At 74.3% G+C, this 20,468-nt stretch carries 22 protein-coding genes; 15 read left to right on the top strand and 7 right to left on the bottom strand.

All coding sequences use genetic code 11. The annotated features are described in order from the left end of the window. The first annotated feature begins 70 nt into the window (after nt 1–70). Together MODMU_RS19230 and MODMU_RS19225 are read left to right on the top strand one after the other, a co-directional pair. Nucleotides 71–637 carry a GNAT family N-acetyltransferase gene (locus MODMU_RS19230; RefSeq protein WP_014742041.1) on the top strand — a complete coding sequence of 189 codons (567 nt, stop codon included), beginning with the start codon at nt 71–73 and terminating at the stop codon, nt 635–637. Nucleotides 638–659: 22 nt separating this feature from the next. Continuing rightward, nucleotides 660–1,538, top strand: coding sequence for an alpha/beta hydrolase fold domain-containing protein (locus MODMU_RS19225; protein ID WP_014742040.1), 879 nt, complete (start codon nt 660–662; stop codon nt 1,536–1,538). On the opposite strand, the gene MODMU_RS19220 is transcribed toward MODMU_RS19225, so the two are convergent. Further along, nucleotides 1,535–2,620, bottom strand: a complete 1,086-nt coding sequence (locus tag MODMU_RS19220) for an ATP-binding protein (RefSeq protein WP_014742039.1) — start codon at nt 2,618–2,620, stop codon at nt 1,535–1,537. The genes MODMU_RS19225 and MODMU_RS19220 overlap by 4 nt on opposite strands. A 208-nt stretch (nt 2,621–2,828) precedes the next feature. On the opposite strand from MODMU_RS19220, the gene MODMU_RS29745 reads away from it, so the two are divergent. Together MODMU_RS29745 and MODMU_RS19215 are read left to right on the top strand one after the other, a co-directional pair. Next, nucleotides 2,829–3,056, top strand: coding sequence for a hypothetical protein (locus tag MODMU_RS29745; protein WP_231851685.1), 228 nt, complete (start codon nt 2,829–2,831; stop codon nt 3,054–3,056). Further along, nucleotides 2,993–3,895, top strand: a complete 903-nt coding sequence (locus MODMU_RS19215; RefSeq protein ID WP_014742037.1) for a DUF3048 domain-containing protein — start codon at nt 2,993–2,995, stop codon at nt 3,893–3,895. Before MODMU_RS29745 ends, MODMU_RS19215 begins: the two co-directional genes overlap by 64 nt. An 18-nt stretch (nt 3,896–3,913) precedes the next feature. On the opposite strand, the gene MODMU_RS30120 is transcribed toward MODMU_RS19215, so the two are convergent. From MODMU_RS30120 to MODMU_RS19200, 3 genes are all read right to left on the bottom strand, one after another. Beyond that, complete coding sequence (locus MODMU_RS30120; protein WP_014742036.1) at nt 3,914–4,750, bottom strand: hypothetical protein; 837 nt, start codon at nt 4,748–4,750, stop codon at nt 3,914–3,916. Between the two features lie 127 nt (nt 4,751–4,877). Then, on the bottom strand, nt 4,878–6,131 hold the full coding sequence (gene fmdA / locus MODMU_RS19205; RefSeq protein WP_014742035.1) for a formamidase: 1,254 nt from the start codon (nt 6,129–6,131) through the stop codon (nt 4,878–4,880). 12 nt (nt 6,132–6,143) lie between these two features. Then, nucleotides 6,144–6,425 carry a zinc ribbon domain-containing protein gene (locus MODMU_RS19200; protein ID WP_014742034.1) on the bottom strand — a complete coding sequence of 94 codons (282 nt, stop codon included), beginning with the start codon at nt 6,423–6,425 and terminating at the stop codon, nt 6,144–6,146. Between the two features lie 118 nt (nt 6,426–6,543). Between MODMU_RS19200 and MODMU_RS19195 the strand changes: the two genes are divergently transcribed. Further along, on the top strand, nt 6,544–8,325 hold the full coding sequence (locus MODMU_RS19195) for a metallophosphoesterase family protein (RefSeq protein WP_014742033.1): 1,782 nt from the start codon (nt 6,544–6,546) through the stop codon (nt 8,323–8,325). 6 nt (nt 8,326–8,331) lie between these two features. Here the strand turns inward: MODMU_RS19195 and MODMU_RS19190 are convergent, their stop codons facing one another. After that, nucleotides 8,332–9,222 (bottom strand): isocitrate lyase/PEP mutase family protein, encoded by an 891-nt coding sequence (locus MODMU_RS19190; RefSeq protein ID WP_014742032.1) that lies wholly within the window; start codon nt 9,220–9,222, stop codon nt 8,332–8,334. A 105-nt stretch (nt 9,223–9,327) separates the two neighbouring features. On the opposite strand from MODMU_RS19190, the gene MODMU_RS19185 reads away from it, so the two are divergent. The 6 genes from MODMU_RS19185 (at nt 9,328) to MODMU_RS19165 (ending at nt 15,226) form a co-directional block, all read left to right on the top strand. Continuing rightward, on the top strand, nt 9,328–9,975 hold the full coding sequence (locus tag MODMU_RS19185; RefSeq protein ID WP_014742031.1) for a GntR family transcriptional regulator: 648 nt from the start codon (nt 9,328–9,330) through the stop codon (nt 9,973–9,975). Nucleotides 9,976–10,015: 40 nt separating this feature from the next. After that, nucleotides 10,016–11,425 (top strand): hydantoinase/oxoprolinase family protein, encoded by a 1,410-nt coding sequence (locus tag MODMU_RS19180; protein ID WP_197537351.1) that lies wholly within the window; start codon nt 10,016–10,018, stop codon nt 11,423–11,425. Beyond that, complete coding sequence (locus MODMU_RS29730) at nt 11,311–12,075, top strand: hydantoinase/oxoprolinase family protein (protein WP_269454079.1); 765 nt, start codon at nt 11,311–11,313, stop codon at nt 12,073–12,075. The genes MODMU_RS19180 and MODMU_RS29730 overlap by 115 nt, the downstream gene beginning before the upstream one ends. 3 nt (nt 12,076–12,078) lie before the next feature. Next, nucleotides 12,079–13,959 carry a hydantoinase B/oxoprolinase family protein gene (locus MODMU_RS19175; protein WP_014742030.1) on the top strand — a complete coding sequence of 627 codons (1,881 nt, stop codon included), beginning with the start codon at nt 12,079–12,081 and terminating at the stop codon, nt 13,957–13,959. Further along, nucleotides 13,959–14,564 (top strand): isochorismatase family protein, encoded by a 606-nt coding sequence (locus MODMU_RS19170; protein WP_014742029.1) that lies wholly within the window; start codon nt 13,959–13,961, stop codon nt 14,562–14,564. Before MODMU_RS19175 ends, MODMU_RS19170 begins: the two co-directional genes overlap by 1 nt. 263 nt (nt 14,565–14,827) lie before the next feature. Continuing rightward, the gene (locus MODMU_RS19165) at nt 14,828–15,226 is read left to right on the top strand and encodes a DUF4234 domain-containing protein (RefSeq protein ID WP_014742028.1); all 399 of its coding nucleotides are present in this window, start codon (nt 14,828–14,830) and stop codon (nt 15,224–15,226) included. Between the two features lie 15 nt (nt 15,227–15,241). On the opposite strand, the gene MODMU_RS19160 is transcribed toward MODMU_RS19165, so the two are convergent. Further along, complete coding sequence (locus MODMU_RS19160; protein ID WP_014742027.1) at nt 15,242–16,402, bottom strand: RtcB family protein; 1,161 nt, start codon at nt 16,400–16,402, stop codon at nt 15,242–15,244. Between the two features lie 113 nt (nt 16,403–16,515). Here MODMU_RS19160 and MODMU_RS19155 point away from each other — a divergent pair, with 113 nt between their 5' ends. Next, the gene (locus MODMU_RS19155) at nt 16,516–16,989 is read left to right on the top strand and encodes an NUDIX hydrolase (protein ID WP_014742026.1); all 474 of its coding nucleotides are present in this window, start codon (nt 16,516–16,518) and stop codon (nt 16,987–16,989) included. Between the two features lie 68 nt (nt 16,990–17,057). Then, nucleotides 17,058–18,026 (top strand): TIGR03557 family F420-dependent LLM class oxidoreductase, encoded by a 969-nt coding sequence (locus tag MODMU_RS19150; protein WP_014742025.1) that lies wholly within the window; start codon nt 17,058–17,060, stop codon nt 18,024–18,026. A gap of 39 nt (nt 18,027–18,065) precedes the next feature. Here the strand turns inward: MODMU_RS19150 and MODMU_RS19145 are convergent, their stop codons facing one another. Further along, a complete protein-coding gene (locus MODMU_RS19145; protein ID WP_014742024.1) occupies nt 18,066–18,902 on the bottom strand; it encodes a helix-turn-helix transcriptional regulator in 837 nt (278 codons plus the stop codon). A 128-nt stretch (nt 18,903–19,030) separates the two neighbouring features. Between MODMU_RS19145 and MODMU_RS19140 the strand changes: the two genes are divergently transcribed. Both MODMU_RS19140 and MODMU_RS19135 read left to right on the top strand, forming a co-directional pair. Continuing rightward, complete coding sequence (locus MODMU_RS19140; protein WP_014742023.1) at nt 19,031–19,780, top strand: SDR family oxidoreductase; 750 nt, start codon at nt 19,031–19,033, stop codon at nt 19,778–19,780. Between the two features lie 85 nt (nt 19,781–19,865). After that, the gene (locus MODMU_RS19135; RefSeq protein ID WP_014742022.1) at nt 19,866–20,462 is read left to right on the top strand and encodes an HD domain-containing protein; all 597 of its coding nucleotides are present in this window, start codon (nt 19,866–19,868) and stop codon (nt 20,460–20,462) included. Nucleotides 20,463–20,468 lie beyond the last annotated feature (6 nt).

Below are 20,468 nucleotides of genomic sequence, written 5' to 3'. Positions count from 1 at the left end.
GGGGCGAGCAGCCACGTCGTCGAGCGACCAGGCCTTGCCGCCGACTGCGTGCAGCGATCAGGATCGCGCGGTGCCCACCGTCGAGGACGCGACCCCGCAGCGCTGGGACGACCTGCTCGCCGTCTTCGGCAACCGGGGCGACCCGGCGCACTGTTGGTGCCAGTGGTTCCGGCAGCAGCGTCCTGGCTACGCGGCACGGAGCAGCGAGCAGCGGCGCGCCGACCTCCAGTCGCAGGTCGCCGGGCCCCTCCCGCCCGGTGTGCTGGCCTACGACGACGCCGGGACGCCCTCCGGCTGGTGCGCGGTCGCCCCGCGCGCCGACTACCCACGGCTGGTCAGCTACCCGGCCGCTGCGGTCACCACGGACGAGGACGGGCTCTGGGCGGTCACCTGCTTCGTCGTCCGGGTCGGCAGCCGCCGGCAGGGGTTCGCCGAGGTGCTGCTCGAGGGCGCCGTCGACCTCGCCCGCCGGCACGGGGCCCGCACGGTCGAGGCGTACCCGCTGGACACCACGGTGCGCACGGCGTCGGCCGCCGAGCTCTTCCACGGGCCGCTGTCGGTCTTCCTCCGGCTCGGTTTCACCGAGGTCGGCTCCCGCACCAGCAAGGCCCGGCCGGTGGTCCGCCTCGCGCTGTAGCCCCACCGCCGGGGAGAGTGTCGTGGTGAGCCTGCAGATGACGCTCCTCGAGCCGTTCTTCCGACTGGCCTTCAAGCCGCGGATGGCCACCGTCGAGCGGGCGCGGCAGCGGATCGCCGCCCCCAAGGGCAGCACCCGACCACCGGCCCGGCTGCAGCGGCGGCACGACGTCCGCACCCGCCTGGTCGACGGCTTCCCGTGCACCACGGTCACGCCGCGCGGCCGGACCCCGGAGCGCGCCGTCGTCTACCTGCACGGCGGTGCCTACATCAGCGAGATCGCGCCCCAGCACTGGGCGCTCGTCTCGAAGATGGCCGACGCCGGCGTCCGGGTGGAGGTCCCGCACTACGGCGTCGCGCCGCAGCACACGTACCGCGAGGCGTATCCCTTCGTCACCGCCGTCCACCGTGAGCTGCTGCAGGAGTTCGACGCGTCGGCGGTCACCCTCGCCGGCGACTCCGCGGGTGGTGGCCTCGCGCTCGGCCTCGCGCAGACGCTGGCTGGTGCGGAACAGCCGCGCCGGCTGGTGCTGCTCTCCCCGTGGCTGGACCTCACCATCAGCAACCCGGACGTCCCCGCCGTCGAGGAGCGCGACCCCTGGCTGGCCAGCGTGGGCCTCCGCCTGGCGGGGGAGGCGTGGGCCGGCGGTGACGATCCCACCCAGCCGCGGCTCAGCCCGCTGAACGGCCCGCTGGCCGGGCTGCCGCCACTGCACGTGTTCGTCGGCACCCACGAGATCTGCCTGCCCGACGTCCTCGAGCTCGGCGAGAAGGCCCGCGCGGCCGGCGTCGACACCGACGTCGTCGTCTGCCCGGGCGCGGTGCACGTCTACCCGCTGGTGCCCGCACCCGAGGGGCGGGCCGCGGCGCGCCGCATCGTGCAGCTGGTCGCGTCGGCCTAGAGGTAGCCGCCGAGCTCCGGGAGGTGGTCGGTCGGGTCCTCGCGCTGCTCCCGGAACGCGTACAGCTCGGCCAGGGTGGCCGGCTCCGGCGGGGCGGCGACGCCGGGACCTAGCCAGGTCTGCGCCTCCGCCCTTGACAGCCGGCCGAACTCCACCCGGCTCAGGCAGCGGCCCGGGCGGGTGATCGCCGGGTGCAGGCTCCCGACGTCCTCGTTGGTGGTGAGCAGCACGAGCACCTGCAGCCCGTGGCCCAGGATCCCGTCGCACAGGTTGAGCAACCGGCCCAGCGAGGCACCGGCGCGCAGCTTCGCGTCGGTGCGCAGGTACTCGTCGCAGTCCTCGGCGATGACCAGCCGCCAGGGCCGCTTCTCCGCCGCGCCGTCGTCCTCCTCGGCGTCGACCCCGGCCACCTCCAGCAGGTACTGCGGATCGGCGAAGAGCCGCTCGGGGTCAGTGACGTAGTGCGGCTCGCACCAGGCCGACCACTCCCGGCTCAGCGCGCGCACCGCGGTCGTCTTGCCGGTGCCGGGCTCGCCGTGCCAGAGGACCAGCCGCCCGGCGCGGCCGGACATGTCGGTCGCCGCGACCAGCGGGGCCAGCGCCGCGGCGGTGCGCCCGGCGTAGTTGGCCTGGACCTCGGCCCAGGCCGGCGCCGCCACCGCGCGGCTGGACATCGACGCGTCGTCGTCCCGGCTGGACCAGAAGCGCATCCGGACGACGCCCTCGGCCACCGCGGCCGCCGACTCGGCGGCGCTGGTCATCGAGGCCAGGCAGGACTCGACCGCGGTCAGCACCGCGCCGATCACGACGAGCCGCGTGACGTTGTGCCGCGCCTCCAGCTCGACGACCAGCCCGGGCAGCTCGGCGGTGACGGTGCGGTGCCGCGGCCAGCGCTGGTCGAACCGCAGCCGTGCGCCCTCGGGCAGCAGCGCCGCCAGGTCCTCGACCGTGCCGGGGACGGAACCGGCGCGCAGGTAGGGCATGGCACCGGACCACTGGGCCTGCAGCATCAGCTTCGCGCTGACGTCCTCCAGGTAGTCCAGGCCGAGCTGCGGGGTGCTGCCTGCGGCAGGCGGGGTCACGGGGTCCCTCCGGGTCGAGTGGGTGAGCGGGCAGGACCGTACGGGCACCCACCGACAAGGACCACCGGATTCCAGGTGGCGGGAGGGGCGCACGGGGCGTCGCCGGTGCTGGGATGGCCCCCGGCAGCCGATGACGACCGATGACCGACCTCCGGTCACGCGGGCGCCCGTCGGGTGGTCGCTGCAGCACCGACGCAGGAGCACGCCCGTGGCACTCGCCCCTCCCCGCCGGACCCTCGGCGCCGCCCTGCTCGCCGGGCTGACGCTGAGCAGCCTGGTCGCCTGCGGTGGCGACGAGGAGACCCCGCAGGCCGCGACGACGCCGGCCACCACCTCGTCGACCCGGCGCCGCCGCCCCCGCCACCGCCGCCGGTGCTCTGGCCGCTCACCGGCCTGGAGAGCGGCGCCGTCCCGGCCCGCCCGGCGCTCGCGGTGAAGATCGAGAACTCGCTCGACGCGCGCCCGCAGACCGGGCTCAACGCCGCCGACATGGTGTGGGAGGAGGTCGTCGAGGGCGGCATCACCCGCTACGTCGCCGTCTACCACTCGGTGCTGCCGCCCGAGGTCGGGCCGGTCCGCTCGGTCCGGCCGATGGACCCGGCGATCGCCGCCCCGCTGCACGGCCTCTTCGGCTTCTCCGGCGGGCAGCCGGCCTACGTCGGCGCCGTCGCCGACGCCGGCCTGCAGGTGCTCAGCTTCGACAACGGCGACTCCGGCTTCTACCGGATCGGCAGCCGGTCGGCGCCGCACAACGTCTACGCCGACCCGACGGCCCTGGTCGCCCAGGCCGACCCGCAGCACCTGGCTGCGCCCGGCCCGCAGTTCGAGACGGCGGCCACCGCGGCCGAGGCGACCCCGCTGACCGCCGGCACGCCCGCCGGCGCCCTGGCGCTCACCCTGTCGCCGTCCAGCCACCCGAACTGGACCTGGAGCCCGCCGGACGGCAGGTGGGTCCGCGACGAGAACGGCACCCCGGCCGTCGAGGCCGACGGCACGCCGATGCGCGCCACGAACGTCGTCGTCCTCCGGGTCGACGTGGTGGTCACCGACGGCCGCGACCCGGCCGGCAACCCGGTGCCGGAGACGGTGCTGCAGGGCCGGGGCGAGGCGCTGCTCGCCACCGGCGGCCGCACCATGCCGGTCACCTGGGTCAAGAACGGCGTCGCCGACCGGCTGGTGCTGCTCGGCCCCGACGGCAACCCGGTGCGGCTCGCCCCGGGCAGCACCTGGGTCGAGCTGGTGCCGAACGGGAGCGGCGCCGTCACCGTGCGGTGACCGGCGCCGCGCCCGGCGTCAGGAGCGGGAGAGGACCGGCTGGCCCTTCGCCCACTGCAGGAAGCGTGCCGCCTGCTGCAGGTCCGGGACGTCGTTGCCGATGAGCGAGCGCAGCAGGTCGTTGCTCCACACCGCGAGCCGCCCGATGGTCCAGGCGCTCTTCTCCACCGGCGGCAGGTCGAGCTCGAACACGACCTTCGCCAGCTCCTTCTTGCCCGACGCCGCCGCGGTGTACCTGACCACCGGCAGGAAGCGCTCGGGCTCGACCACGCACAGCACCTTGGTGAGCAGCGACTCCTTGAACGAGGGGAAGCCCAGCCCCTTCTTGCTGCCGTCGACCAGGTGCGTCATCCGGTCCTCGAGCTTCAGGCTCTCCGGGCCGTAGAGCAGGTACTCGATGCTGTCCCGCACCATCGCGGCGGCCTTGTCCGGGCCGGCGGTCTTCCACGCCCGGTTGAAGCCGGACATGTTGCCAGGGTCGGCGACGGTGGTGGAGTTCGCGAAGTAGAGCAGCTGGTCCGGGGTGGCGGTGCGCAGGCCGTCGCGGGTGAACAGCTCGGCGTAGCGCACCCGGTAGGCCTCGACCGACGGGTCGGGCTCCGGGCGCTCCATCAGGAACTCCGAGGTCAGCAGCATCACCCGCTCGCGCACGTCCGGGCGGACGTCGGCGGGGGAGGGGAAGGTCGCCTGCAGGGACTCCGCGGTCTGCACCGCCGGCCGGGCCGGGTCGCGCCGGGCCTCGCCGCGCAGCCACTCGTGGCCGCAGGCGTTGCAGTGGATCAGCAGCCGGCTGTCCGGCTGCGGGGTGCCGTCGATGTCCTCGCTGCTGCAGGTGGGACAGGTGATCAGTGCCAAAGGGTGTCCCGTTCGTCGGCGACGAGTCGGCGAGCGCGTCGTCGTCGGTCAGTACCAGGGTCCCATGCCGGGCCAGGAAACCCCGCACGTCTCCGGACGGCGTCGTCCGGAGACGTGCGGCGTGGGCTCAGAACGAGGAGTGCGGCGCGCCCTGGCCCGGGTCGATCCGGGTCGGTCCGGCCGCGGACGGGATGACGTCGACGTCGAAGATCCCGGTCGGGATGTAGACGGTCGCGCACGAGTTGGGGATGTCGACGACCCCGGACAGCCGGCCCTCGATCGGCGCCGACCCGAGCAGCAGGTACGCCTGCTCCCGGCTCCAGCCGAACCTGCTCAAGTAGTCGATCGCGTGCAGGCAGGCCCGCTGGTAGGCCAGGTCGGAGTCCAGGTACCGCTGCTCGCCGTCCAGCGTCACCGACGTGCCGGAGAAGGCAAGCCACCGCTCGTACCGCGGTTCGACGTTGCCGGGCACGAAGACGGCGTTCTCCGCCACCCCGTAGGTCTCCATCCCGCCCTTGATCAGGTCGACGTGCAGGTCGAGGAAGCCGCCCATCTCGATGGCGCCGCAGAAGGTGATCTCGCCGTCGCCCTGGGAGAAGTGCAGATCGCCCATCGACAGGTTCGCCCCGGGCACGAACACCGGGTAGAAGACGCGGGTCCCGCGGCTGAAGTTCTTGATGTCCTGGTTGCCGCCGTTCTCCCGGGGCGGCGCGGTGCGGGCCGCCTCGGCCGCCACCCGGTCGAACTCCGCGCCGGACAGCGAGCCGAGGACGGCGTCCTGCGGCAGCGGCGGCAGCGCCAGCGGCGGCACCCGGTCCGGGTCGGTGGCGATCAGCGCGCCCTCGCGCCGGTTCCACCGGGCGAGCAGGTCCGCCGAGGGCGCGGTCCCCATCAGCCCGGGGTGCACGATCCCGGTGTAGGAGACGCCGGGGACGTGCCGCGAGGTCGCCGTCTGACCGCGGAAGTCCCAGATCGCCTTGTAGGCGTCGGGGAACTGGTCGGTCAGGAAGCCGCCGCCGTTCTGCTTCGGGAAGATGCCGGTGTAGCCCCAGCCCTGGCCGGCGAGCGGCCCGGAGTCCTCCTGCGGGATCGGCCCGACGTCGACGATGTCGACCAGCAGCAGGTCGCCGGGCTCGGCGCCCTCGACGGCGATCGGGCCGCTGAGCACGTGCACGGTGGACAGCGGTGCGTCCCGGACGTCGTCGGCCGAGTCGTCGTTGTGGATCGCGCCGTCGAACCACTCCCGGCAGTGCACCCGGAAGACGTCGCCTGGCCGGACGGTCACCGCCGCGGGGATGTCGGGGTGCCAGCGGTTGTGCCCCACGATGTCCTGCTCGGTGAACCGCTTGCTGGAGTCGAGCGGGAAGACGAGCTCGGGCATGGCGGCCTCCGGTCAGGGGCGGGGGAGTCGTGCCAGCGCGGGGTTGCGCGGCGCGGCCGGCGCGCGGCCCGGCGACGGCGGCCGGGTCACGACGTCGGGGGAGTCCGCGCTGCGCTCGGTGCGGTCCAGCAGCGCGCGGGCCGGGGCCGAGCCGAGGGACAGCCGCGGGGCGGTGAACACCCGGGTCGCGGTGCCGGCGCAGCGCGGGCAGGACGCCGTCGCCGGTGCGGTGCCGATCGGCGCGACCACGTCGAGCACGCCGTGCTCGGCGCACCGGTAGACGTACACCGCCATGGCGCCGCTCCTCTCCGGCTCGGTGAGGTCCCGCCGAGGATGGTGCTCCCGGTCCCCGGAGGAGCACCAGCCCTTCCGGTGCGCCCGGTCCGGGCGGCGGCTGGGATCATGACCGGCGATGGCACGCACCCCCGACGGCGCCGAGCAGCTGGCGCTGCCGTTCCCGCAGACCCGCGCCGCCCGCGCCCGCCGGGTGGCCTCCCGCGCCGGCGGCCTGCTCAGCCGGGTGCTGCAGGTCGCGTTGCGCTGGCTGTTCCGGCTGGCCCTGCCGCTGCTCTGCGCGGCCGCGCTGCTGCAGGCCTTCCCGTACCACGCGACCGTGCAGGGCGTGCCCTTCGAGGTGCAGGGCACGCTGTTCACCCGGCCCGGGCTCTCCGCCGACACCACCCTCGGCAGCTGGGAGTTCCCGCAGGTCAGCGGGGTGCCGTTCGGCGTGCACATCAGCCCCGAGGACGTCGACGTCCTGGAGCTCACCCGGCTGGCGGGCGGTGACCTGCCCGGCTTCGTCGAGCGGTTGCAGGCCGACGTCACCGCCCAGCTGCCCCGGATCGCCACCTGGCTGGTGGGTGAGCTGCTGCTCGGGCTGGCCATCGGGCTGGCGGTGGCCGCGGCGCTGGGCATGGCGGTCCGCTACCTGCGCGGCCGGCCGCGGGAGCCGCACGAGCTGCGCCGCCGGGCGCTCGGGGCCGGGGCGGCGGTGCTGGTCACCCTCGCCGTCGCCGGCTACGGGGTGCTGACCTACAACCCGGACTGGGTGCGGGACTCCCGGCTCACCGGCACCCTGGCCGCCGCGCAGCTGTTCCCCGACCAGCTGTCGCAGTACTACTCGCAGCAGTCCAAGGCGCTGGACGTGCTGGGCTCGGTGGTCGGCATCCAGGCCGCGCTGCAGGCCCAGATCGACGACCGGACGCCGGAGACCGCCCTGCAGCTCATGGTCATCTCCGACATGCACCTGGCCGCCAACTACCCGCTGGTCGCGCAGTACGCCGCGAACTACGACGTCGACCTGGTGCTCAACCTCGGCGACGAGAGCGAGTTCGGCACCCGCGAGGAGCTCACCCCGGCCTACCTCGACGGCATCCGGGCGGTCACCGCGACCACGCCGATGCTGTGGATCGCCGGCAACCACGACTCCCCGGCGACCGTGGAGATCATGCGGAGCGTCCCCGGCGTCACCGTGCTCGGCACCAAGACCGCCACCGACGACGGCTACGAGGTCACCGCGGGGGTGGTGCGCGCCTACGGGCTGCGGATCGCCGGGCTCAGCGACCCCCGGGTGTACGGCGCGTCCGGCGCGTACGGCTCCGACGACACCTCGGTCACCGACCCGCTGGAGGCCGACGCGGTCGCCGCCGCGGTCGGCGACGGGGAGGAGGCAGCCGACGGGACGACGACCTCCGCGGCGCCGGCCGACGGCGAGGCCACTGCGGCGGTCGAGCCGGTCGACGTCTTCGCCCTGCACGAGCCGGTCGCCGCCGAGGCGGTGCGCGACGAGCTGCCCGGGGTGGTCCGGCAGACGGTGTCCGGGCACGTGCACGCGCAGAACGACAGCGACGACGTGCAGGACGGCGACGGCGCGATCGACCTGGTCGAGGGGTCCACCGGCGCCGGCGGGCTGGACAACATCGTGCGCGGCACGGAGCGCCCGCCGACCGAGTTCAGCATCGAGTCGGTGGGGGCGGACTGCCAGTTCACCCGGGTCGTCCGCTTCTCGATCGCCCCCTCGGCCGACCCCGCGGTGGCCACCGGGGGCACCGCCACCGGGTCGACCCCGCAGGCCTTCGGCGACGACGTCACCGCCTCGACCATCTACTTCCGCCCGCAGTCGGTGGCCGACGACCGCAGCTGCAGCACCCAGCTCGGCATCTCCGCCGAGGAGCCCTGGCCCGGCTCGGACTGACCGGGCTCAGCCGCGGAAGCGCTGCTCCAGCTGCTGCACCTCGGGCAGCCCGACCAGGTCGGTGAACTCGTCGAAGGCGGGCAGCCCGGCCAGCGGCGGGACGCCGTCGGCCTTCAGCGTGGCCAGCAGCGCGCGCATCCCGGCGGTGGCCGCCAGCAGCGTGCCGATCGGGTAGATCACCAGCGAGAAGCCGAGCTCGGCGATCCGGCTCAGCGGCAGCGGCGGGGTGCGCCCGCCCTCGGCCCAGTTGAACACCAGCGGGGCGACCCCGGCCAGCTCGCCGGCGACCCGCGCGATGTCGTCCTCCGACGTCGGCGCCTCGACGAACAGCACGTCCGCCCCGGCCTCGGCGTAGGCGCGGCCGCGGGCGACGGCGTCCTCGATCCCGGACACCGCGACGGCGTCGGTGCGGGCGATGACCACCAGGTCCGGGTCACGCCGGGCGGCGACGGCGGCCTCCAGCTTGCCCACCATCTCGGCGGTGCTGATCACCGCCTTGCCGCTCATGTGCCCGCACTTCTTCGGCGCCACCTGGTCCTCGAGCTGGAGCCCGGCCACGCCGGCCTGCTCGAACAGCTGCACGGTGCGCAGCACGTTGATCGCGTTGCCGTAGCCGGTGTCGGCGTCGGCGATCACCGGGACGTCGACGGCGGAGACGATCCGCCGGGCGTTGTCGACCATCTCCGACCCGGTCAGCAGCCCCACGTCGGGGCGGCCGATGAGCGAGGCCGTCGTCCCGAAGCCGGTCATGTAGACGGCGTCGAAGCCGGCCTGCTCGACCAGCCGGGCGGAGAGGCCGTCGTAGGCCCCCGGCGCGAGCAGCGGTTCCGGCCCGGCCAGCAGGGCGCGCAGCGCAGCCCCCGGCGACGGACGGCGGTGTCCCAGCAGGTCTCCCACGAGTGCCCCCTCTTGTATGCAGTCACGCCGAATTTACGCACCAGGGCTTGTCCAGGGAAGCCGGCCAGCCCTATGTTGCATGCAATCCGCTAGGGAGTGTGAACTGTGACACGGTCGCTGACGTCCGCCGAACGGGCGCTGGACACGCTGCGCGAGGACATCCTGCGCGGCGCGCTCCCGGCCGGGGCGCGGCTCGGTGAGGTGGAGCTCGCCGAGCGGCTGGGGGTCAGCCGGACGCCGGTCCGCGAGGCCCTGAGCCGGCTCGCCGCCGAGGGCCTGGTCGAGCTCGTCCCCAACCGCGGCGCCCGGGTGGCCAGCTGGACCGTCGACGAGCTGGAGGGGGTCTTCGCGCTGCGCTCGCTGCTGGAGCCGCAGCTGACCGCCCTCGCCGTCCCGCACGCCACCGCGGCCGACCTCGACGCCCTCGACGACCTGGCCGCGCGGATGGTCGACCTCGGCGACCGGGACCCCGACGCGCTGGTGCCGCTCAACCGCGCCTTCCACGGCCGGCTGGTCGAGCTGGCCGCCGCCCCGGCGCTGGCCACCGCGCTGGCCGGGGCCGTGCACTCGCCGCTGGTCGCCCGGAACTTCCACGCCTACGACGCGGCCTCCCTGCAGCGCAGCCTGGCCCACCACACCGAGATCGTCGCCGCGCTGCGGGCCGGCGACCCGGAGTGGGCCCGGGCGGTGATGACCGCGCACATCCACAACGCGCGGGCCGTCATGGTCCGCGCCGCCGCCCGGCCCCGCTGAACCCCCGCACCACCGACCGCACCCGAGGAGAGGAGACCCCATGAGCTACCGGCTCGGAGTCGACGTCGGCGGCACCTTCACCGACGTCCTGCTGGTCGAGGAGGGCAGCGGCCGCACCTGGCGGGCCAAGACCGCCTCCACCCCGGCCGACCAGTCGGTCGGCGTGCTGACCGGCATCGGCAAGGCGTGCGCGGAGGCGGGCATCGAGCTGTCCGAGGTCGCCTCGGTGCTGCACGGCACCACCGTGGCCACCAACGCGATCCTCGAGGGCAAGGGCGCCACCGTCGGCCTGGTCACCACCCGGGGCTTCCGGCAGGTGCTGCAGATCGCCCGCTCCTTCGTGCCCGGCGGGCTGGCCGGCTGGATCATCTGGCCCAAGCCCGAGCCGCTCGCCGCGCTGGAGAACACCGTGGAGGTCGACGAGCGGATCGCCAGCGACGGCTCCGTCGTCCGCGAGCTCGACGAGGACGACGTCCGGGCGCAGCTGACCCGGCTGCAGGGCCGCGGCGTGCAGGCGCTCGCGGTCAGCCTGATCAACTCCTTCGCCGACCCCGCGCACGAGCGGCGGATCGGCGAGCTCGCCGCCGAGCTGCTGCCCGGCGTGCCGGTGTCGCTGTCGTCGGACGTGCTGCCCGAGCTGCGCGAGTACGAGCGCACGCTGACCACGGTCGCCAACGGCTACGTGCAGCCGCAGGTGAAGCGGTACGTGACCACGCTGGCCGAGCAGCTGCGCGCCGGCGGGGTGGCCGGCGAGCTGGCCATCCTGCGCAGCGACGGCGGCCTGCAGTCCGCCGACGCGGCGATCGGCGCCCCGGTCACCATGCTGCTGTCCGGCCCGGCCGGCGGGGTGACCGGCGCGGTCTGGGTCGCCGAGCAGGCCGGCCACCGCGACCTGATCACCTTCGACATGGGCGGCACCTCCACCGACGTCGGCCTGGTGCAGGACCTGCACCCGCGGATCGGCCGGGTGACCCAGGTCGGTGACCTGTCGGTGCGCGCCTCCAGCGTCGACGTGTGCACGGTGGGCGCCGGCGGCGGGTCGATCGCGCACGTGCCGGAGCTGACCCGGGCGCTGCGGGTCGGGCCGCAGTCCGCCGGCGCCGACCCGGGCCCGGCCGCCTACGGCAAGGGCGGGGTCGAGCCCACCGTCACCGACGCGAACGTCGTCCTTGGGTACCTGCCGACCACCCTGGCCGGCGGCGAGATCACCCTGGACGTCGAGGCCTCCCGGGCGGCGGTCTCCAAGGTCGCCGAGGCGATGGGGCTGGAGTCGGTGGAGGCGCCGCCGCCGGGATCATCGACATCGTCAACGAGAACATGCTCGGCGGGCTCCGGCTGGTCTCGGTGCAGCAGGGCTTCGACCCCCGCGACTTCGCGCTGGTCGCCTTCGGCGGCGCCGGCCCGCTGCACGCGAACGCGCTGGGCCGGCTCACCGGCGCCTGGCCGGTGATCGTGCCGCCCGGGCCGGGGCTGCTGTGCGCGCTCGGCGACGCCACCACCAACCGCCGCGACGAGTCGGCGCGCACCGTGCTGCGCCGGTTCGCCGACCTCACCGGGGGCGACCTCGCCGGCGTGCTGCAGGAGCTGGCCGAGGACGCCGGGCAGCGGCTCGCCGCCCAGGGCGTGCCGCGCGGGGAGCAGACCACCGGCTACCAGGTCGACGTCCGGTACCACGGGCAGGGCTTCGAGATCCCGGTCGACGTCGACCCCGCCTGGCTCGCCGACGCCGACGCCGCGCTGACCCGGCTGGGGGAGGCGTTCGACGCCGAGCACGACCGGCTCTTCTCCTTCCTGCTGGGCGTCGACCACGAGCTGGTCAACGCCCGGGCGACGGTCACCGGGCGGCACGACGTCGCGCCGGTCGCGCTGCCGGCCGGCGACGGGGACCCGGCCGCGGCGAGGGTCGCCGACCACACCGTCTACGTCGGCGGCGAGCACGTGCCGGCGGTGGTCTACGACCGCGCCCGGCTGCGCGCCGGCGACGTCGTCCGCGGTCCGGCGATCGTCACCGAGATGGACTCCACCACGCTGGTGCTGCCCGGGCACGTGGCCACCGTGCACGTCGCCGGCAGCTTGCTGATCACCCCGACGGAGGGCTGACCCATGGCACGGATCATCGAGACCGCGACCGGCAGCGTCGAGCGGGCCGAGGTCGACCCGGTGACCCTCGACCTCATCGAGAACGGGCTGCGCAACGCCCGGCACGAGATGGACGAGGTGCTGTTCCGCACCGCGCTGAGCCCGGGCATCCGCGAGCAGCACGACGAGGTCCCGCTCATCGCCGACCCCGACGGCAAGATGGTCGTGGGCCAGTTCGGGCTGTCCATCCCCGACTTCCTCGACGGCTTCGACGGCACGATCGAGGAGGGCGACGTGCTGCTGACCAGCGACCCGTACGCCTGCGGTGCCGCGATCAGCCACGCCAACGACTGGCTGGTCGTCGTCCCGGTCTTCCACGAGGGGCGGGTCGTGGGCTGGTCGGCGATGTTCGGGCACATGTCCGACGTCGGGGGCAAGACGCCGTCGTCGATGCCGACCGACGCCCGCACCATCTACGAGGAGGGCGTGGTCATCCCGCCCTTCAAGCTCTACGCCAAGGGCGTGCCCAACGAGGACGCGCTGCGGATCATCCTCAACCAGGTCCGGATGCCGGACTGGAACCGCGCCGACCTCAACGGCCTGGTGGCCGCCTGCCGCACCGCGTCCCGGCGGGTGGTGGAGATGTGCGAGCGGTTCGGGACGGCGACCTACCTCTCGGCGCTGGACTCCCTGCTGCAGCGCAACTTCGACGCCATGAAGGTGCTGCTGGCCATGGTGTTCGAGGAGGGCCGCACGCTCAGCTTCACCGACTACATCTGCGACGACGGCGTGGGCAACGGGCCCTACGAGCTGAAGCTGTCGCTGACCCGCACCGGGGAGAAGGTGCACCTGGACTTCACCGGCTCCTCGCCCCAGGCGGCCGGGCCGATCAACTACTACATCAACGAGAACCTGACCCGGATGTTCTTCGGGATCTACATGATCACCGTGGCCGACCCGCAGATCCTTTGGAACGACGGGTTCTACCCGCTGGTCGACGTCACCATCCCGGACGGCTCGTACTGGAAGCCGGCGCACCCGGCCTCGCTCAACGGCCGCAACCACGGCATCGGCCGGGTCTTCGACCTGTTCGGCGGGCTGCTCGGGCAGACCAACCCGGCGCTGCTCAACGCCGCGGGCTTCTCCTCCTCGCCGCACTTCATGTACTCCGGCCACTACTCCGGCGGGGAGCGGAAGGGCGAGTGGTTCCAGCTGTACTCGATCGGCTTCGGCGGGATCCCGGGCCGGCCGCTGGGCGACGGGCCGGACGGGCACTCGCTGTGGCCGAGCTTCACCAACATCCCGTGCGAGTACCTGGAGTCCTACTACCCGCTGCGGATCGAGAAGTGGGAGACGATCGCCGACACCGGCGGCCCCGGCCTGCACCGCGGCGGCAACGGCGTCGACGTCGCCTACGTCTTCGAGGAGCCGGGCACGATCGCCATCCACGACGACCGCTGGCTCACCTACCCGTGGGGCGTCAACGGCGGGCACCCCGGCACCCGGGGCACCAAGTGGATCGACCACCCCGACGGCACCCGCCGGGTGCTGCCCAGCAAGTGCCACGACGTGCCGGTCGCGCCCGGCGACGTGCTGCACTTCGTCACCTGGGGCGGCGGCGGCTGGGGCGACCCGCTGGAGCGCGACCCGGCGCTGGTCGCGCTCGAGGTCGACCGCGGTCTGGTCACCGCCGAGGGGGCGCGGCGCTACGGCGTGGTGCTGAGCGGCGACGGCGACCGGCCCACCGTGGACGCCGCGGCGACGGCGACCCTGCGCGACCGGATGCGGGCCGACCGGCCGGCCGAGCTGCCGGTGTTCGACATGGGGCCGCCGATCGAGGAGCTGCTGGCCCGCTGCGAGGAGGAGACCGGGTTGCCGGCGCCCAAGCGCCCGGTCTGGACCTGATGGCCGGGCCGCACGGGGAGGCGTTCTCCGGCCGGGTCGGCTGGGGCAGCCGGCCGGCGGTGCTCGTCGTCGACCTGGTGCGGGCCTACACCGCCGACGGCGGCCCGTTCGCGCTGCCGGACCCGGGACCGGCCCTCGCCGCGACCGCCGAGCTGGTCGCGGCGGCGCGCGCCGGCGGGCACCCGGTGGTGTGGACCGTCGTCCGGTACGCGGCCGGCCTGGCCGACGGTGGGTTGTTCGTCCGCAAGGTGCCCGCGCTGGCCGCGTTCGCCGAGGACGCGCCCGGCGGGTGGGGGGAGCTCACGCTGTCGCCGCAGCCGGGTGAGCCGGTGCTGGTCAAGCAGTACGCCTCGGCGTTCTTCGGCACCTCGCTCGCCGCGACGCTGCACACCGCCGGCGTCGACACCCTGGTGGTCACCGGGGTGTCGACGTCGGGGTGCGTGCGGGCGTCGGCGATGGACGCGCTCAACAGCGGCTTCCGCCCGCAGGTGGTGCGCCAGGCCTGCGCCGACCGGTCGGTCCCCCTGCACGAGGCGAACCTGGCCGACCTCGACGCCAAGTACGCCGACGTGGTCGACCTGCCCGAGGCCCTCGCCCACCTCTGAGCCCACCCCGGGGCCATGTTGGCCAACATGGCCCCGGGGTGTCACCGCGTCCGCGGCAGCGCCGCGGAGCTCCCCGAGGCCCTACCGTCGTCCGCACGGGGGCGAGCAGACGTCCGCGATCGGGAGGCGGCCATGGCCGACGACGAACCCACGACCCCGCCGGTCTCGCCGAGCGAGACCCAGGCGTACGGCACGCAGCCCCTGCCGGGCCCGCGGTCCGACGGCCCGGGTACGCCGGAGCGGAACCCGCGGGCGTCCAGCCCATGCCCCCGCCGCCGGTCTGGCACGCCGGTCCGCCGACGGGGCCGGTGGGCAAGGTCCGGGGCACCGGCACGGTCATCCTGCTGAGCGTCGTCACGCTCGGCATCTACGTGCTCGTCTACTACTACTCGACGCACGAGGAGCTCAAGCGGCACAGCGGTGACGGCCTCGGCGGGCCGCTCGCCCTGGTGCTCGCCCTCTTCGTCGGTGTCGTCTCGCCGTTCCTGCTGAGCAAGGAGGTGGGCGACGTCTACGAGCGGCAGGGCAGGCAGCCGCCGGTGACCGCCCTGACCGGGCTGTGGGTGATCCCCGGCTTCCTGATCCTGATCGGCCCCTTCGTGTGGCTGGTCAAGACCAACGGCGCGCTCAACGACTACTGGCGCGGCTTCGGCGTCCAGTGAGCCTCTGGGCCGCCGTCAGTCGCCCTTGACGTTGACGACCTGGCGCAGGGTGTGCCGGATCTCGACCAGGTCGGCCGCGTCCCGCATGACGACGTCGATCGCCTTGTAGGCGTCGGGGTGCTCGTCGAGGAACGCGTCCGAGTGCCCCCAGGCGATGCCGGTCATCCGCTGGTCGAGGTCCGCGCGGGTGAACAGCCGCCGGGCCGCGTTGCGGGAGTGGTTCCGCCCGGCGCCGTGCGGCGAGGAGGTCAGCGAGTCGGCGTTGCCCCGGCCGGCGACGACGTAGGACGCCGTCCCCATCGACCCGGGGATCAGCCCGAGCTGCCCCTCCCGTGCGGAGATCGCACCCTTCCGGGACAGCCACACGTCCCGGCCGAAGTGGTGCTCGCGCTCGGTGTAGTTGTGGTGGCACTGCACCTGCTCGAGCCGCTCGACGTCCGCCTTCAGGAACCGGCCGACCTGCTCGGCGACCCGGTCCATCATCTCCTCGCGGTTGAGCGCGGCGAACCGCTGCGCCCAGCGCAGGGCCTCGATGTAGGCGTCGAACTCCGGCGTCCCCTCCTCGAGGTAGGCCAGGTCCCGGTCGGCGAGCTCGATGCCCTGCGCCCGGCACCACTCCTGCGCCCGCCGGATGTGCACCGAGGCCAGCTTGTTGCCCACCCCGCGTGAGCCGGAGTGCAGGAACAGCCACACCCGGTCCTGCTCGTCGAGGGAGACCTCGATGAAGTGGTTGCCCGAGCCGAGGGAGCCCAGCTGCAGCGGCCAGTTGCCGGCGACGCCGTCCGCCTGGTCGACGCCGGGCATCGCCCGCAGCTCCGCGACCCGCGGCTCCGCGGTCGGGCGCACCTTCTTGTTGTACCGGCCGGCCGACAGCGGCACCGACCGGGAGATCTGGCCGTGCAGCACGTCCAGCGGACCGGTGAGGTCCGCGGCGGAGAACTGGGTGCGGACGGCCATCATCCCGCAGCCGATGTCGACCCCGACCGCAGCCGGGATGATCGCGCCGTCGGTGGGGATGACCGACCCGACCGTGGCGCCCTTGCCGAGGTGCGCGTCGGGCATCAGCGCCAGGTGCGGGTGGATGAACGGCATCGCTGCGGTGCGCTCGGCCTGCTCACGGGTGGTGGGCTCGAGGATGGACGCCCAGTTCAGCAGGCGTCCATTGATCTTCTCCATGGTCCTCCCGATTCGTCGAGGGGGTGTGGTGCCGCGCGGCCGGTGCAGTCAACGCGGCCGGCGCCGTCCGCGCACCCGCTTTACCCCGCGAGGGCCCGTGGGAAGCTGCGGGCGTGCCCGCCACCCGCAGCGCCGGTGTCCTGCTCCACCGCACCCGGGACGGCGTGGTCGAGGTGCTGATCGGGCACATGGGCGGCCCGTTCTGGGCGCGCAAGGACGCCGCCGGGTGGTCGATCCCCAAGGGCGAGGCGGGCCCGGGGGAGGAGCCGTTCGCCGTCGCGCTGCGCGAGTTCGCCGAGGAGCTGGGCTCGCCGGTGCCGGCCGAGGTGTTCCGCGACCTCGGCGAGCTGCGGGTCAGCAGCGGCAAGCTGCTCACCGTGTGGGCGGCGGAGGGCGACCTGGACGCCGGGACGTGCGTGAGCAACACCTTCACCATGGAGTGGCCGCCGCGGTCGGGCCGGCAGCAGGAGTTCCCGGAGATCGACCGGGCGGCCTGGTTCCCGGTCGACGTCGCCCGGGAGAAGCTGGTGAAGGGCCAGGTGCCGTTCCTCGACCGGCTGTTGGCGGCGCTCGCCGCCGGCGGCTGAGCCGTTTCCGCGCCGAGCCGCCCGGGCACGGCGGGGAGCACGAGCCCGGACGACGGAAGGCACTCCCCATGCAGGTCGGCTACAAGATCGCCACCGAGGCGCTGAGCCCCACCCAGGTCGTCGAGCAGACGGTCGCGGCCGAGGAGGCCGGTTTCGACTTCGTCGAGCTCAGCGACCACTACCACCCGTGGCTGGAGGAGCAGGGCCACTCCGGCTTCACCTGGTCGATGCTCGGCGCGATGGCGGCGAAGACCGAGCGCATCGGCCTGGCCACCGGCGTGACCTGCCCGATGATCCGGTACCACCCGGCGGTGATCGCCCAGGCGGCGGCGACCGTGCAGCTGCTGTCCGGCAACCGGTTCACCCTCGGCATCGGCGCCGGTGAGCGGCTCAACGAGCACGTCGTCGGCGGGGGCTGGCCGGCCGTCCGGATCCGGCACCACATGCTGCGCGAGGCGCTGGAGATCATCAACCTGCTGTGGCAGGGCGGCTACCAGTCCTACGAGGGGGAGTACCTGACCCTGGAGGACGCCCGGGTGTGGGACCTGCCCGAGCAGCTGCCGGTGATCGCGGTGGCCAGCGGCGGGCCGGGTGCCTCCAAGCTCGCCGCCGAGTACGGCAGCGGGCTGTTCGCGACCGAGCCCAAGAGCGAGCTGGTCCAGGCCTACGCCGAGCACGGCGGCAGCGGCCCGAAGTACGCCGAGGTGCCGATGTCCTGGGCGCCGACCGAGGACGCCGCGGTCGAGGCGGCGCTGCAGACCAGCCGCTGGGCGCTCACCGGCTGGCCGGTGATGAGCGAGCTGCCCAACCCGGTCAACTTCGACGCGGCCAGCAGCACGGTGGACGCCGACGACATCCGCGGCCAGTTCTCCGTCGGCCCGGACCTGGACGTGCACGTGCAGCAGGCGCAGCCCTACGTCGACGCCGGGTTCGACCACATCGTGCTGCAGAACACCGGCCCGGACCCCGACGGCTTCCTCGCCGTCTGCAAGGACGAGCTCATCGCGCGGGTGCGGTCGCTGACCCCGTCGTCCTGACGGTCCCCGGGGGTGGGAGCCGGCGCTCCCGCCCCCGGCTCAGGCGCTGAACTGCCGACCGATCACCGCGAGCAGCTGCAGCTTCTCCGCGCTCTCGCTGTCCGGCACGGGCGTGAGCACCATGAGCAGCTGGGCCTGGTTCTCGGTGAACAGCACCTGGCAGTCGACGTCGATGGCGCCCACCTCCGGGTGCAGCAGCGTCTTGGCCTCGGCGAACCGCTTGCCCACCTGGTGCTCCTGCCAGAGGGCGGCGAACTCCGCGCTGCGGTCCAGCAGCTGCCGGACGATGTCCTGGGCGCGGGCGTCGGTCCGGTCGGCGGTCAGCGCCGCCCGCAGACCGGCGGCGTACATCCGGCTCTGGTGGGCGTGGGAGGCCTCCGGGTAGGGACGCCGCTCGGCCGGGTCGGTGAACCAGCGGAAGTAGGCGCTGCGGGCCGGCCCGGTGTGCCCGGTCTGGTCGCCGAGCAGCGCGGTGGCGAGCGGGTTCTGCACCAGCGTGTCGGCCAGGTCGCTCAGGATCAGCGCCGGGGTGTCGCCGAGCCGGTCGAACACCCGCAGCAGCGCCGGGCTCACGTGCTCGGAGCGGTGCATCCGCAGCGGCGCGGAGTGCCCGGCCAGCCGGAACAGGTGGTCCCGCTCGTCCAGGCTCAGCCGCAGCGACCGGGCCAGCGCGGTCAGCAGCTGCTCCGAGGGCTGCGGCCCGCGCCGCTGCTCCAGCCGGCTGTAGTAGTCCGCCGACATGCCGGTGAGCGCCGCGACCTCCTCCCGGCGCAGCCCGGCGGTCCGCCGTCGCGCCCCCGGGGGCAGGCCGACGTCGGCCGGCTGCAGCGCCGCCCGCCGCCGCCGCAGGAAGTCCGCCAGTCCGCTCCGGTCCACGTGCCCATCCTCGGCCTCCGCGGCGGCCGCAACCAGGGACCGCCGGTCCCTGGACAGCTGCTCCTCTCCCGCTCGGCCGCCGCGGGCCGCACGGTCGGGTCGACCACCCCGATCGACAGGAGCACCACGTGAAGAGCACCGGCAACACCGTCCTCGTGTCCGGCGGCACGTCCGGCATCGGCCTCGGCCTGGCGCTGCGCTGGCACGCCGCGGGCAACACCGTGGTCGTCGCCGGACGGCGGCAGGACCTGCTGGAGCGGATCGCCGCCGAGCACCCGGGCATCGCCACGCTGCAGCTGGACGTCACCGACCCCGCGTCGATCGCCGCGGCCGCGGCGACGGTGGCCGAGCGCCACCCGCAGCTCGACGTGCTGGTCGCGATGTCCGGGATCATGCTGCCCGAGGACCTGCGCGACCCGGCGCACCTGGCGGTGGCCGAGGCGACCGTGCAGACCAACCTGCTGGGCACCATCCGGCTGACGTCGGCTTTCCTGCCGCAGCTGCTCCGGCAGCCGGCGGCCACCGTGATGACGGTGTCCTCGGGCCTGGCGTTCGTGCCGCTTCCGGTGACCCCGACCTACAACGCGACCAAGGCGGCGGTGCACTCCTGGACCGAGAGCCTGCGGGTACAGCTGGCCGACACCGGGGTCCAGGTCGTGGAGCTGGTGCCGCCCGCCGTCCGGACCGCGCTGATGGGGCAGCAGGAGTCGGCCGCGGCGATGCCGCTGGAGGAGTTCCTCGACGAGGTGACGGCGATCCTCGCGGCAGACCCCGACCCGCGGGAGGTGCTGGTCGAGCGGGTGCGACCGCTGCGGACGGCGGAGGCCGCGGGGCACTACGACGAGCTGCTCGGCGCGCTGTCCCGCTGGTCGGCCTGACCGATCGGGTCATCGACCGCTGCGTTCCTGCCAACGCGGGCGCGGGGCGGGACACCGGGCACGGGCGGCGGCCAGACTGCCGCCCGTGCCCCTCGACGACCTGGTGCCCCGCTCCGCCGCTGCCGCCCTCGCGCTGGAGGTGGCCGAGCGCTTCCACTCACCCGCGCTGCTCAACCACTGCCGCCGCTCGCACCTGTGGGCGGCGGAGTACGCCCGGGCGCGGGGGATCGCGGTGGACGCCGAGCTGCTCTACGTCGCCGCGATGCTGCACGACATCGGCCTGGTGCCCGCCTTCGACAGCGCGACGCTGCCGTTCGAGGAGGCCGGCGGCGCCGTCGCGTGGGTGTTCGCCGCCGGCGCCGGCTGGGACGCCGACCGCCGCCGCCGCGCCGGCGAGGTGATCGTCGCGCACATGGCCGAGGCGGTGGACGTCGCCGTCGACCCCGAGGGGCACCTGCTGGAGCTGGCGACCGGGCTGGACGTGTCCGGTCGCCGTCCCGACGACTGGCCGGCGGACTTCCGGGCCGAGGTGCTCGACCGCTTCCCGCGGCTGGACCTGGCCGAGGAGTTCCTCGGCTGCTTCACCGAGCAGGCCCGCCGCAAGCCGTCGTCCATCGCGGGACGGTTGGTCGCCGGCGGGTTCGCCGGCCGGGTGCGGGCCAACCCGCTGGACGCCGGCTGACCCCCC

It is taken from the genome of Modestobacter italicus (assembly GCF_000306785.1).
Lineage (GTDB): Bacteria > Actinomycetota > Actinomycetes > Mycobacteriales > Geodermatophilaceae > Modestobacter > Modestobacter italicus.
The sequence above is the reverse complement of the archived record's forward strand: the minus strand, read 5'-3'. Positions and strand labels throughout refer to the sequence as shown.